The organism is Acinetobacter sp. CAU_H_S170_2, assembly GCF_058890445.1.
Window position 1 is genome coordinate 3345646 of record NZ_JBZYAE010000001.1, and the last position, 13841, is coordinate 3359486.

The 13841-nt window shown below is 43.3% G+C and carries 13 protein-coding genes and 1 pseudogene; 11 read left to right on the forward strand and 3 right to left on the reverse strand.

Translation table 11 applies throughout. The features are described from left to right. The first annotated feature begins 12 nt into the window (after positions 1-12). The 4 genes from ssuD (at position 13) to AC5EUN_RS16400 (ending at position 3810) form a co-directional block, all read left to right on the forward strand. The gene (gene ssuD, locus AC5EUN_RS16385) at positions 13-1188 is read left to right on the forward strand and encodes an FMNH2-dependent alkanesulfonate monooxygenase (RefSeq protein ID WP_493352453.1); all 1176 of its coding nucleotides are present in this window, start codon (positions 13-15) and stop codon (positions 1186-1188) included. Continuing rightward, positions 1188-2003 carry an aliphatic sulfonate ABC transporter permease SsuC gene (ssuC, locus tag AC5EUN_RS16390; RefSeq protein WP_493352454.1) on the forward strand — a complete coding sequence of 272 codons (816 nt, stop codon included), beginning with the start codon at positions 1188-1190 and terminating at the stop codon, positions 2001-2003. Before ssuD ends, ssuC begins: the two co-directional genes overlap by 1 nt. Positions 2004-2013: 10 nt before the next feature. Then, complete coding sequence (locus AC5EUN_RS16395) at positions 2014-2814, forward strand: ABC transporter ATP-binding protein (RefSeq protein ID WP_493352455.1); 801 nt, start codon at positions 2014-2016, stop codon at positions 2812-2814. 357 nt (positions 2815-3171) lie between these two features. Further along, the gene (locus tag AC5EUN_RS16400; RefSeq protein WP_058868590.1) at positions 3172-3810 is read left to right on the forward strand and encodes a TetR/AcrR family transcriptional regulator; all 639 of its coding nucleotides are present in this window, start codon (positions 3172-3174) and stop codon (positions 3808-3810) included. A 60-nt stretch (positions 3811-3870) separates the two neighbouring features. On the opposite strand, the gene AC5EUN_RS16405 is transcribed toward AC5EUN_RS16400, so the two are convergent. Both AC5EUN_RS16405 and AC5EUN_RS16410 read right to left on the reverse strand, forming a co-directional pair. Beyond that, a complete protein-coding gene (locus AC5EUN_RS16405; protein WP_058952462.1) occupies positions 3871-4431 on the reverse strand; it encodes a phosphorylase family protein in 561 nt (186 codons plus the stop codon). Positions 4432-4563: 132 nt separating this feature from the next. Next, on the reverse strand, positions 4564-5700 hold the full coding sequence (locus AC5EUN_RS16410) for a TDT family transporter (protein WP_493352456.1): 1137 nt from the start codon (positions 5698-5700) through the stop codon (positions 4564-4566). Between the two features lie 206 nt (positions 5701-5906). On the opposite strand from AC5EUN_RS16410, the gene ribF reads away from it, so the two are divergent. The 7 genes from ribF to AC5EUN_RS16445 all read left to right on the forward strand — a co-directional run bounded on the left by ribF (position 5907) and on the right by AC5EUN_RS16445 (position 13233). Beyond that, the gene (ribF, locus tag AC5EUN_RS16415) at positions 5907-6908 is read left to right on the forward strand and encodes a bifunctional riboflavin kinase/FAD synthetase (protein ID WP_493352457.1); all 1002 of its coding nucleotides are present in this window, start codon (positions 5907-5909) and stop codon (positions 6906-6908) included. A 64-nt stretch (positions 6909-6972) separates the two neighbouring features. Beyond that, positions 6973-9816, forward strand: a complete 2844-nt coding sequence (gene ileS / locus AC5EUN_RS16420) for an isoleucine--tRNA ligase (protein ID WP_493352458.1) — start codon at positions 6973-6975, stop codon at positions 9814-9816. Further along, positions 9809-10348: a signal peptidase II gene (gene lspA, locus AC5EUN_RS16425; protein WP_005401585.1), complete on the forward strand. Its 540-nt coding sequence runs from the start codon at positions 9809-9811 to the stop codon at positions 10346-10348. Before ileS ends, lspA begins: the two co-directional genes overlap by 8 nt. Next, positions 10341-10823, forward strand: coding sequence for an FKBP-type peptidyl-prolyl cis-trans isomerase (locus AC5EUN_RS16430; protein ID WP_004684162.1), 483 nt, complete (start codon positions 10341-10343; stop codon positions 10821-10823). Before lspA ends, AC5EUN_RS16430 begins: the two co-directional genes overlap by 8 nt. A gap of 154 nt (positions 10824-10977) precedes the next feature. Next, positions 10978-11520: an NADPH-dependent FMN reductase gene (locus tag AC5EUN_RS16435; protein WP_087014932.1), complete on the forward strand. Its 543-nt coding sequence runs from the start codon at positions 10978-10980 to the stop codon at positions 11518-11520. Between the two features lie 641 nt (positions 11521-12161). Beyond that, a complete protein-coding gene (locus tag AC5EUN_RS16440; RefSeq protein ID WP_279737340.1) occupies positions 12162-12710 on the forward strand; it encodes a TauD/TfdA family dioxygenase in 549 nt (182 codons plus the stop codon). Positions 12711-13083: 373 nt separating this feature from the next. Further along, entirely contained in the window at positions 13084-13233 is a 150-nt protein-coding gene (locus tag AC5EUN_RS16445; protein WP_493352459.1) for a hypothetical protein, read from the forward strand. A 22-nt stretch (positions 13234-13255) separates the two neighbouring features. Here the strand turns inward: AC5EUN_RS16445 and istB are convergent. Next, positions 13256-13759, reverse strand: a pseudogene (gene istB / locus AC5EUN_RS16450) (IS21-like element ISAba8 family helper ATPase IstB); the annotation flags it as partial. Positions 13760-13841: the final 82 nt, after the last annotated feature.

The window sequence follows — 13841 nt, forward strand, 5'->3', positions numbered from 1 at the left end:
GGATTTTTTAAAATGAAAATTTTCTGGTTTATCCCAACTCACGGTGACAGTCGCTACTTAGGTACCAGCAAAGGTGCTCGTCAAGTGGACCATGCCTATATGAAACAGATTGCTGTTGCCGTGGATAATTTGGGTTATGAAGGTGTGCTGATTCCAACAGGTCGTTCATGTGAAGACCCATGGTTGACCGCAGCCAGCCTGATTGATGCCACAAAAAAATTAAAATTCCTAGTTGCACTGCGTCCAGGCGTGACCACTCCGGCACTGGCTGCACGGATGGCAGCCACCTTTGACCGTCTCTCCAATGGTCGGGTTTTATTGAACTTGGTGACAGGTGGCGATGAAAAAGAACTGCAAGGCGATGGCGTTTATGAAGACCACTCCACTCGCTATAAAACTGCCAATGAATACGTCAAAATTTGGCGTGAGATTTTAACCCGTTCCCATACAGGTGAAAGCTTTACCTTTCACGGCGAACGTCTAAAGGTAGATGATGCCAAACTGCTATATCCACCGGTGCAACAACCCTACCCTCCACTTTGGTTTGGCGGTTCATCGGATGATGCCATCGAGTTAGCCACTGATCAGGTTGACACATATCTGACATGGGGGGAACCTCCTGCGGCAGTCAAAGCAAAAATTGACACTGTCCGTGCCAAAGCCGAGGCCAAAGGTCGTACGCTCAACTATGGTATTCGTCTGCATGTGATTGTGCGTGAAACCAATGAACAAGCATGGCAAGCGGCAGAAGAGCTCATTCAATATGTCGATGATGCCACCATTGCTGCGGCACAAGCCAAATTTAAGAGCATGGACTCGGTCGGTCAACGTCGCATGGCTGAACTGCATAATGGTGACCGTAGCAAACTGGAAGTGTCCCCAAACCTTTGGGCTGGCGTAGGTCTGGTTCGTGGGGGTGCAGGTACGGCATTGGTCGGCGACCCTGAAACGGTTGCAGCCCGTATTCAAGAATATGCAGACTTGGGCATCAGCACCTTTATTTTCTCAGGCTATCCACATCTTGAAGAGTCGATTCGTTTTGCCGAGTTGGTGTTCCCACTCCTGCCGCTTGAAACTCAAACAAAGTTGGCACAACCAAATTTAACAGGCCCCTTTGGTGAGATTGTGGCAAACAACTACACACCCGATGAAAACAAAAAAACAAAAGTGATTCAGGAGCCTGCCTAATGTCCAAAATCGTTTCAGTGCAAACCCTCCAGCAGGAAAAGGTTTCACGTGGAACTCAGTTAGGGCAGCTATTGCTGCCTTGGCTCTTTCCTATCGGCTTGATTGTGCTTTGGCAAATTGCCTCCAGCACAGGACTTTTAGAAAGTCGGATTTTACCTGCACCAACGGCAGTGGTTACTGCTTTTTGGCACCTGCTAATGAGTGGTGAACTATGGAAGCATGTGCAAGTTAGTGCAGGCCGTGCCTTACTCGGCCTATTGGTGGGTGGGGGGTTAGGGCTATTTCTGGGTTTGTTAAATGGTTCATCGAAAACAGCGTCAACCCTGCTCGACACCACTCTACAGATGATCCGAAATATTCCCGCACTGGCACTTATTCCGTTGGTGATCTTATGGTTCGGGATTGATGAAACCGCCAAGCTGTTCTTGGTTGCGGTCGGGGTCTTTTTCCCCATTTACATCAACACCTATCACGGCATCCGTTCGGTAGATCCACAACTGATTGAAATGGGGAAAAGCTATGGTTTGACCCGTTGGCAATTGTATAAAGAAATTATTTTACCGGGTGCGATGCCGTCTATTTTAGTCGGACTGCGCTTTTCACTGGGTTTGGTGTGGGTCCTGCTGATCGTTGCTGAAACCATTTCTGCCCAAGCGGGCATCGGTTATATGACTATGAATGCGCGTGAATTTTTACAGACCGACATCGTCTTGGTGGGGATTTTACTGTATGCCCTACTTGGAAAATTGGCTGATGTACTGGCCGTCACATTAGAAAAATACCTGCTGCGCTGGCATGCAGGATACCAAAAATAAGGAGCCTGAGATGACTGATTTAAGCCTTGGTCGCCATGCCAACATTCCATCGCCGCCAAATCACAATCAAGACATTAACCCTCAAGCGGTGCTTGGGGCCGAAATTATTATCGAACAACTGCATAAGTTTTATGGTTCAGTTAAAGTCCTTGAAGACTTAGATCTGCATATTCAGCCGGGTGAGTTTTTAGCCATTGTCGGACGCAGTGGTTGTGGTAAAAGTACCCTCCTGCGCCTGATTGCCAACTTAGAACAACAAAGCTACGGCGAAATTAAGTTTAAGTCCGCACGACACCTCCGCGAAGGGATTACCGCAGACGATATACGGGTCATGTTCCAAGATCCACGACTGTTACCATGGCGCTCCATTGAACAAAACGTACAACTGGGGCTGCCGAAACAACAACATGCCACTGCCTCGGGTTTGCTAGAAAAAGTCGGACTCAAAGAAAAAGCGGGACTTTGGCCTTCGCAGCTCTCTGGGGGACAGCGTCAACGGACCGCTTTGGCACGGGCTTTATCGCATAAACCACGGATTTTATTGCTCGATGAACCTTTGGGAGCACTCGATGCCTTAACCCGCTTAGACATGCAGAATTTGATTGAAAAATTATGGACGGAACAAGGCTTTACCGCCATATTAGTCACCCATGATGTTAGTGAGTCTGTTCAACTGGCCGATCGGATTATTTTGCTAGACCGTGGCCATATTGCCAAAGAGTTTCAAGTCGACCTGCCCCGCCCTCGCGTCAAAGATATGCAGTTCAATACCCTTGAACAGCAGGTGTTAAATGCGGTTTTAGCCACATAAGTAGACTAAAAAATCCTTAGCTTGGGGGCTAAGGATTTTTTATGCTGAATTTCAGTAAAAAAACACAAGACCATCATATAAATTGAGCATACTTTATTTTAAATAATGTAATAAATTTCACGTTATTTTTATCAAAACATACCACTTCACATTGAATCATTTCATATAGTTTAGACAAAATAGTTTTTATATAATTATATTTTATTGGACAACTTTTAGAATTTATCGCAATTTAAGAGCCAATCTACAGAATAAATGATCATTATTCAAAAAATTAAATTTCCACTTTGTGCACAAATCTGATGATTTGCCGTACAATTTGTCCTTCCCCCTTTTTATTGTTTTTTAAATTAGAGAATGGAACAGAAAAAGAGTACTCAAAAACGCCACCAGCTGCTGAATGCTGCACTAGACGTCTTCTCGCTCTATGGATTTAATGGAGCAAGCTTAGATGAAATCGCACAGATTGCTGAAATGCACAAATCGAATATTTTCTATTACTATGAAAATAAAGAAGCTTTGTACGTTGAAGTTTTAACGACGGTTCTACAAAAATGGTTAGCCCCACTACAAATGTTAGAAGCTGACTTAGAGCCAGAAGAAGCGATCACCAACTACTTATTGCAAAAGATTGAGGTTTCTCGGACTCAACCGAAAGCGTCTCGCTTGTTTGCGTTAGAAGTGATCCAAGGGGCTCCGCATATTTTGGAAATCCTCAAAGGGCCTTTAAAGAAGTTGGTCAAACGTAAAGCCAAAGTCATTAGCAATTGGCAAGAGCAAGGTAAAATTTCAACTGAAATAGACCCTGAGCTGTTAATCCTCAACATTTGGGCATTAACGCAAAACTATGCTGACTTTGCCACGCAAATGGAAATGGTGACAGGTAAAACCCTACGTAACCGCAGCATGCAACAACGAGTCATTCAACATACCGTGCATATGATGCTGTATGGCGTGATCCCGCGAACACCGTCTGCATTATTCAAAGCTGAGTAATTTTGGCATACGACCATAGCACTCTATGGTCGCCGAATTGAAAAAGACAGAATCAAAGCCTCAGATACTTTCAAATAATGCTAATAATTTCTGAGCTCCCAATAACAAATTGTCTTCCCAGTCCAAATGCGCGGTGTCGTTGGCACCGTCTGAAATATATTTGACCGAAATCAGACGGACACCCTGTTTTTTACAGACCTTTGCCAGCGCATATCCTTCCATATCAACCAAATGACACGGTACTTTGGATTCACCCGTTTCAAAGCTATCCCCTGTTCCACAGATACCAGTGCGGAGTTGTTGGAAAAACGGTTCTAAATGAATTTCCGCAGGATGCATGGTGTCAAATGGGGTAAAACCGACAGCGAAACCCAGTGGAGAGACATCCATGTCGCGTTGTACAAATTGAGAGACTTCAACCAATTCGTGCTTATCAAAATACGTACTGCCTGCTGTGCCTAAATTAATCAGGGTTTTACAGCCTGTTTTTTGAATCACTTCAAATGCTTTATAGGCCGCGTTGACTTTACCAATACCGCTGTAATGGACTTCAATCCCTGCTTGCTCAAACAATCCTTTAGACTCATTCGGCAAAGCCATGATTAGTGCAACATCCGACATAAAATACTCAATTAACAGACTTCATGCGTGCCATTAGAAAACAAATCGATCCGAAAGAAAAGCGCCTCTGGTCTCTGCTCAAACAACATATATAAGATCAAATGGCGCTTTAAACTGAAAGGATTGCAGACCTCATTTATACTGCTGTTCTAAATAGGTTTTTAAGCACGGCGAAAAGAACAAATGACCTTGATAAAAACCCTGTGCCGTCTTGGTTGCGACCAAACTCCATAACAACATCAGGATGGCTGCAAAAGCATAACCAACGGCATACAGGAAGGCCAAATTGAGTTGTTGGGCTAAGGTTAAGATTGCCAGTGTATATACGCCCAACGGAAATGTCAGTCCCCACCAGCCCAGATTAAACGGCAAGTCCTGTTTGGCATGGTGTAAAGTGGTCATCACAGCAATGCCTAACCACCATAACCCAAAACCGAGCAGAATGAGACTACCGAAAATTCCTGCATATTGAAAAAGCTGGCCCATTTCAGCCAAATCTATGCTCACCAAAACTGTCGGTGCTTGCTGTCCTAAAATCAATAAAGCCAAAGCCCCCGTACCGATCGGTCCCAAAGCCAACCAACTGCTGACTGCCAGCTCTTTTTCGGGTAGTTTATGTAAGACCAAACGCAACATTAAAATCGTTAAAATTGCAAAGGCGGGTAATACTGAAACACCCCACAATACATAACTACCCAATAAAATCGCAACGGCATAAGTATCAGCTGCCAAATGCCCCAGCAATAAACCACCACTGCTGGCTGCAACTTCACAGGCCACGATCGGCAATAACCACACTGCGGTCATCTGCTGTAAAGCATGCTCCTGATGTCGATACATGGCAAAAGGAACTGCCCACGCCACCAAGAGCGCCAAGACCACATCGGCATGCCAGAACGTTTGAGCAATCTGTACTGCTATGTCGCCATAAATAGGCTGACCATACTTTAAAAAGCCATTGAGGATGGTGGCCAGCGCCATCGGGATAGTCCCTAAAAATAGACTCATGCTTGGATGTTGAAAAATCTGTTTGGCTTCGTGCGGATAAAATGCCCAACGTAAGCCATATAGCACACTAAAAAGTACGAACAGTAAAATATTGAAATACCACAGCCCTGTGCCGAGTTGCCATGTGAATGCCTTTAACATCGGAAACTCTGATACAATTAATGCCACAACACCTGTTCCCATACTCACAGTGAACCAGTTGGGGGTGAATTGACGGATCAGATTGTGCCGCTGTCCAAGTTGTGTAAATGGTTTTTGCATGAGTTCGGCCTCATTTAAAATCTACATTTATACTAATCAAATCTATAAATAAGAAAAATTGATTAATTTATATTAAATAAATCAATAAAAACAATATAAGTATACTTTGCACTAAATTTTGCGTTGTCAAAAAACAACCACAAGACGAATGCCCAAGAATATGGCAATATATAAGCCGTTCTTAATTCCAAGCACTTGATTTGCCCATGAAGCTGCTCCGTCTAAATGCTTTGCCTTCACATACCCAATTAGAAAAAACCGCTGTCACTATCGGTAATTTTGACGGGGTGCATTTGGGTCATCAAGCCATGATTCATCAGCTCAAAGCCGTTGCAAAACAACAAAATCTAAAAACAGTGGTGATGATTTTTGAGCCTCAACCACTTGAATTTTTTAAAGGTTATGATGCTCCACCGCGTATTTCATCATTGCGTGAAAAAGTCGAATATTTAACTGAGCTGGGTGTGGACTATATTGCGGTCGCGAAATTTGACAACAGCTTCCGCAGTTTAAGTGCAGAACAATTTGCGGATATTTTAAAAGAAAAACTCAATGCCCAAAGTTTGGTTTTAGGCGATGACTTTCACTTTGGTAAAAACCGCCAAGGCAACAGCGAATTTCTCAAAAACTATGGTTTTCAAGTCCACAATCTAGAAACCATCCTCGCAGAAGGTGAACGCGTCAGTTCAACTCGGATTCGCCAAACACTGGCCACAGGGGACTTGGCGCTGGCTGCTCAGTTATTAGGGCGCCCTTATAGCATTACGGGTCGCGTACAATATGGCGACCAAATTGGCCGAACCCTTGATTTTCCAACCATTAATGTACGTTTAAACCGACATAAACCCTGTTTAAACGGCATTTATGGTGTAAATGTGATGTGTGAAACCACGTCTTTACGCGATAAAGTGAAAGCAGACCACCCTGATCGATTAGGGGTTGCAGGATATGACCATTCAGCGCTTTTTGGTGCGGGTCATGTCGGAACACGTCCAGCCATTCAACAAGCACAGCCAGAATGGCGATTAGAAGTACATTTCCCTGATGTTTCTGCTAATCTGTATGGTTTGTTAATGCGGGTCACTTTCTTAAACTATTTACATGGTGAAAAGAACTACCCTTCGCTGGAAGCACTAAAAGCGGGAATTGATGATGATGTGGTGAAACTGCTTGAGTTCCGCCAAAACACCCCCACATTTCCCTTTTAAATACCAATCAATTTTATGTAAAACGCGTCAGCCGAGCCGCTGATTAAATTGGAAGACATCTTGCATGAGCGATAAGCAAACTACTGAAAATGCAGTGGATTATAAAGCCACACTCAACCTCCCAGGTACCGAATTTGCCATGAAAGCAAACCTTGCGGTACGTGAAGCAAAATGGTTAGAAGAGTGGTATGCCGACAACATTTATCAGCAGATTCGCGCGTCGCGTATTGGCAAGAAAAAATATGTCCTGCATGACGGCCCTCCTTATGCAAATGGCCAAATTCACTTGGGTCATGCAGTCAATAAAGTTTTAAAAGATATCATTATTAAAAGTCGTATTCTCGACGGCTTCGATGCCCCTTATGTACCAGGTTGGGACTGTCACGGCCTTCCGATTGAACTGAAAGTAGAAGAGAAAGTCGGTAAAGTGGGCGTGAAGGTGGATGCCTCTACTTTCCGTAAAGCCTGCCGTGAATATGCTTACACCCAAGTTGAACTGCAAAAGAAAGACTTTGTGCGTATGGGTGTGTTTGGTGATTGGGACAACCCTTACCTGACCATGAACTTTAAGCAGGAAGCGGACATTGTGCGCTCTGTTGGCGCAATTGCAAAAGCAGGTCATATCGAACCAGGTCTTAAACCTGTGAACTGGTGTTTAGACTGTGGTTCAGCTTTGGCTGAAGCTGAAGTGGAATATGAAGATAAAAAATCTGACGCGATTGACGTTGGCTTTACGGTTGTCGACTTAAAAGACTTAAGCGCACGTTTAAATATCAACGTAGAAGCCGCAACAGATATCGTAATTTGGACCACCACACCTTGGACTTTGCCTGCAAACCAAGCAGTTGCCGTCCATGCTGAAATTGACTATCAACTAGTTCAAGTTAGCACCGACCGTGGCGTGCAAAACTTTATTTTAGCCAAAGACTTGGTTGAATCTTCAGTTGAGCGTTATAAGCTTGAAAATCCTGTGGTTCTCGCTGATTTTAACGGCTCAGTAATCGAAAACCTATTATTACAACACCCGTTACTGACCGATCGCCAAGTGCCTGTGATTTTAGGTGAACATGTCATTGCAACCAGCGGTACAGGGGCGGTACATACGGCACCGGGCCATGGTGTAGACGACTATAAAGTTGGCTTACAGTACAACTTAAAAGTTGAAAACCCAGTGGGTGGTAATGGTGTGTATTTACCAACTTCACCGATTTTTGCAGGCGAGCACATCTACAAAGCCAATCCAAAAATCATTGAAGCTTTGGGTGCCGTCGGTCGCTTATGGGCACATCAACCGATCAAACACAGCTACCCGCACTGCTGGCGCCATAAAACACCGATTATCTTCCGTGCGACCCCACAGTGGTTTATCAGCATGGATGCACAAGGCTTGCGTCAAAATGCGTTAAATGCGATTGAAAACGAGATCAGTTTTGTGCCTGATTGGGGTAAAAATCGTATTCAAGCCATGATCGAAGGTCGTCCAGACTGGTGTATTTCGCGTCAACGTACATGGGGCGTGCCAATCCCATTCTTCGTGCATAAAGACACCAACGAACTCCATCCGCGCACAGCAGAGTTGATCGAAGAAGTCGCGAAGTTGATCGAACAAGAAGGAATTGACGCTTGGTATAACCGTGAAGCGAAAGACTTTATCGGGGATGAAGCGGAACAGTACAATTGTGTGCGTGACACTTTAGACGTGTGGTTCGACTCAGGCACAACGCACTATGCCGTGCTGCGTGAACGCGAAGAACTCACCGATCCTGCTGATTTATACCTTGAAGGTTCAGACCAACACCGTGGTTGGTTCCAGTCTTCATTGCTCACCTCGATTGCCATCAATGAACGTGCACCGTACAAAGGCTTACTGACCCATGGCTTCGTGGTGGATGAAAAAGGCCGTAAGATGTCAAAATCTTTGGGCAACATCATCACCCCACAAGACATCATTAAAGATATGGGTGCGGATGGCTTACGTTTCTGGATTGCATCGGCCGATTACCGTTATGAAATGACTGCTGGTAAAGAAATCTTTAACCGTGCATCAGATGGCTACCGCCGTATTCGTAATACTTTGCGCTTCTTGTTAGCGAACTTAAATGGTTTTACACCATCAACGGATGCACTTCCTGTAGATCAATTGATCGCACTTGATCAATACATCTTGCAACGTGCAGCGGACGTGCAGAAAACCATTCAACAAGCCTATGAAGATATGAACTTCCATATCGTGGCAAATGCACTAACCAACTTCTGTATCAATGACTTGGGTGGTTTCTACCTCGACATCATCAAAGACCGTCAGTACACCACCAAAGCCGATTCACAAGCGCGCCATTCAGCTCAAACTGCGCTGTATCATTTGGTTCAAGCCTTTGTACGTTGGATGTCACCAATCTTAAGCTTTACTGCTCAAGAAGCATGGCCATTGATTCCAGAGCAAACTGAGAAATACGTGTTCACTGCGGAATGGTATGACATTCCTGTGGCTTCAAAAGCAAACTTGTTGTCTGAAGCCGATTGGCAAACGCTGATTGCAGTGAAGTCTGCGGTGAACAAATTCATCGAAACTGCGCGTACCGCGAAAATTGTGGGTTCAAATCTCTCTGCCAAAGTTGAACTGTGGGCAGATGCAGAACTCAAAGACGTACTGGATCGTCTAGATGATGAACTTCGCTTTGTTATGATCACTTCACAAGTCTTGGTCAATGCATTCGATGCAACTCAAGGTGAAGCCTCTGATCTGACAGGTCTGAATGTTCAAGTCTCGGCTGCTGATGGTGAAAAATGTGTACGCTGCTGGCATGTTCTGCCAGATGTGAATACACATGTTACACATCCAGGTCTATGTGGTCGTTGTATTATCAACCTTCCTACAGGCCAAGGCGAAGAGAGAAAGTATGCCTAACCCTCAACAGAAAAAGGGCTTATTCCAATTCTATCCGCACAATTTGGTGTGGGTAGGTTTGGCGATTCTAGCGATTGTCTTAGATCAATGGACCAAATGGATTGCCAGTACCCATCTGAATTATGCAGATCCAGTACCAGTCCTGCCCTTTTTAAATTGGACTTTATTGCATAACTATGGCGCAGCCTTTAGTTTCTTATCCGATGCAGGCGGCTGGCAACGTTATTTCTTTACCTCTCTTGCAGGTATTGTGTCTGTCATTTTCCTGTTTTGGCTGATGCGTATGCCCAAAACTGTGAAAGTGTTGCCCATCGCGATTGCCCTTATTTTAGGTGGTGCTATAGGGAATTTAATTGACCGTGTAACATTAGGCTACGTGGTTGATTTTATTCATGTGTACTATCAAAACAGCCACTTCCCTGCGTTTAATATTGCAGATAGTGCGATTACGCTAGGAACGATCCTTTTGTTGATCGATACCTTTTTTCTCGAAAAAAACCGTATCCAACGTGCCGAAGTAAACCATGACTGATTTTATTAATCCCAATGAAGAAACTCGCGTGAGCGAAGGTTCAAAAGTAGAGTTACATTTTTCTGTTTGCATTGAAAATGGTGTAGAAATTGATAACACACGTAGCCGTGAAGAGCCTGTGAGCCTGGTGATGGGTGATGGCAGCTTACTGCCTGGTTTTGAAAAAGCACTGTTTGGTTTACGTGCTGGCGACCGTCGTACGGTGAGCCTACCACCAGAAGATGCTTTTGGCCCTTGGAATCCTGAAAACGTACAACAGTTTGATACTGTCAAATTTGAACAGCGTCCTATTGAAGGACACATGATTGAATTTGAAGACAAAGCCAAACAAAGTCTTTATGGCGTGGTTAAAACTGTAGGTGATGACATCACCGAAGTCGACTTTAACCATCCATTGGCAGGTAAAGATATTACCTTTGAAGTGGAAATCTTCAAAGTGACCCCTGCCGGCCAACAAGGCATCAAAATTATGTAAAGCCACAGATCGACTGTCTGTGTGTCAGCCAAAGCTCCTTCGGGGGCTTTTTTAATGCCTCAAACATTTGTCGATCAGATACACATTCAATCTATGCAAAGCCTAATTTTCATACTACCGTAGCGTAATCACATTTATTTCCCAAGGATTTTTCATGAAAATTCAGGTCATTATAGGCAGTGTTCGCGAAGGTCGGACAGCCATTAAAGTTGCGCGATGGGTACAAAAAGGCTTTGAACAACTTGGGCTCAATACGGTCCAACTCGAATTGGTCGACTTAAAAGAGTGGGATTTACCGATTTTTTCAGGTGCAAATCCCCCAATGACAGGGATTTATGATCAACCCAAACAACAAGCATGGGCTGACCACATTGCCCAAGGTGATGCCTTTATTTTCATTAGCCCCGAATACAATCATGGTTATAGCCCTGCGCTTAAAAATGCCCTAGATTACTTAGGCAAAGAATGGCAAGGTAAACCTGCGGCCTATATCAGTTATGGTGGTACCAATGGCTCACGCTCCATCGACCAAATTCGCCAAGTCGGTACTCAACTCGGTCTGGTCGATACCAATGCGGTGATTGAAATTCGAGATATTTTTTCACGCAATAAAACCGAAGATTTTGAACCAAATCCTTTTGATGAGAAGAATCTAAAAGCAGCAATTGATAAACTCATTAAATATGTCAGCGCATAAGCATGAGATTCTTCTGTACGCTATTGCTTACAGTAACTTAAGTATTTGTCGGCTGTTCAATAAGCAGCATCGACGTTATAGTTAAACCATACAGAGACAGGATGTCTCAGATTAAAAACAAAAATAACAACATACACAGCAGGATGCTGATCGGTAGGACAGGAGTTATACCGCTTGAAAGAATTTAAAAAACCCTCGACAGGATGTCGAGGGCTTTTCAATTGTAGTGATTATTAGCTCAATATTTCTCTAACAGCCCAAATCACGATCAGATATTAACGAACCTCTTATATGCTTCAATACTTTAGAAGAAGCTCGTGAATACAAACTAAACTGGTCTACTTGGATGTCTATCTCAATTAAAAATTCATAAAATAATCATATAAAACAAATATAAATGCATGTGAAATTTAAAAAATGATCACTTGCGTCCAACGTACATATTTAAGCGCTAGTCCATAAAGTAAATCCATCAAATATTAAGGCTTTCAACATTTGTCGGTATGTTCTTCTGCACCACAAAATATTACATCTTATGCCTGAACTACACTTATACTCTCCCCCACTGAACATTTGCTGATTCAGCCAAAAGGCTTCAGTCCAATACAATAAATTAAAAAAATAACTATAGAGACCATTCCATGCAACTAAACACCACACTTTTAAATAATTATTGCAAAATTTATGTCACAGACCCCGAATATACAGATGTAGACGTTCTAGCCGCCTATGTTAGAGTCCATCGCACAGAACTTATGCAAGAGTTGCATCAGTACGGCATCTTATTATTTCGTGGCTTTAAATTACAACGTCACTATGAATTTCATGAGTTGATCGAACATCATTTTCAGCTTGAACCTTGGCATCCATTTACGCCTAAAAAATCAGGTTGGTTTGCCTCTTTCATGCGTAAATATAGCGAAAATCGTGCAGGTGATGATAGACCTTACCTCAACTGCAATACGGTACAATTAGGCTCTGTTGAAAACTCAATTCAAGGTCCACATGTCGAAGGTGGCCTATACTCGACTCGCTCGCGTTATATTGCCTTGTTTTGCCAAGAACCCGGGGACCACTTACTCGAAACCGGGTTTAATAACCTCGAAAAAATTTGGACTCATTTTCCAGTCAGCATACAACAAAAAATACTTAGACGCATGGAATCATTTTTCTTATATTTCAACATGTAAGCTTAATCTATTTGATCGCTTGACCTTCAATAAAAGCTCATTTAGTTTCCAGAAACAACCAAATAAAAAAACCAAACTTACCTCAAAACGCTCACCTTTCGTTGTCATACACCCGAACACGCAAAAGTTGATGATCGAGCCGTGGGCTTTTGCAAACAATACCAACGCTTTTGCCCACCAAGCTGCACAAAAAAGCTTTAAGAAGTGAGGAAAGCTTCAACTAGACCCCACGGCTAATTGCATACAGCTGTCATGGGAACTTTTCACCCATGAAGGTGAAAAAATTGAATGGACCGATCAGGAAAAACAACACTTCTTTAAAGCCTTATATCACGATGCACTCTTGCTCCAATGGCAAAAAGGGGATGTCGCCTTGATCGATAATATTAAAATTGACCATTGGCGGATGAATGGCAAACAAGGACAACGAAAACTGATGCAGATCCAAGCCAATGTCTTCAATGCCGATTCTGTCAACGGCATTCTAAAATTGACCCCTTTTACCTTACAAATGGCAAAGTAAAATTGACCCCTTTGATCTCGTATTAAGTTTCAACCTGGGGCTGAATCCCTATTCTTTTTTTATCCTTCAAACGATAACTCTCACCCGATATTTGTACCACATGACAGTGATGCAATAACCGATCTAACATCGCAGCGGTCAACGTGACATCATCTGCAAAGGATTTGGACCACTGGCTAAAGGGTAAGTTACTCGTCAATATCGTACTGCCTTTTTCATAACGCTTGGCAATCACATTAAAGAACAGATTCGCTTCTTCACGTCCAAACGGTAAATAACCAATTTCATCCATAATCAGTAACTTTGGTCCCAGTACCGCACGTTGCATATAGGTTTTCAGTTTACCTTGCTGATAGGCTGTACTCAGTTGCAGCATTAAATCCGCTGCGGTAATGAACTTGATCTTAATGTTGTTCATGATGGCCTTATAGCCTAATGCCATAGATAAATGCGTTTTTCCTACTCCGCTAGCCCCCAGAAACACCACATTTTCTGCTCTAGCAATAAAGCTCAGATTGAACAGTTCAAAATGACCGCTATATTAACCAAGGGGGTCAGTTTTTAAATGCCATTAGGGGGTCATTTTTACACTGCCGCTAACACCGATC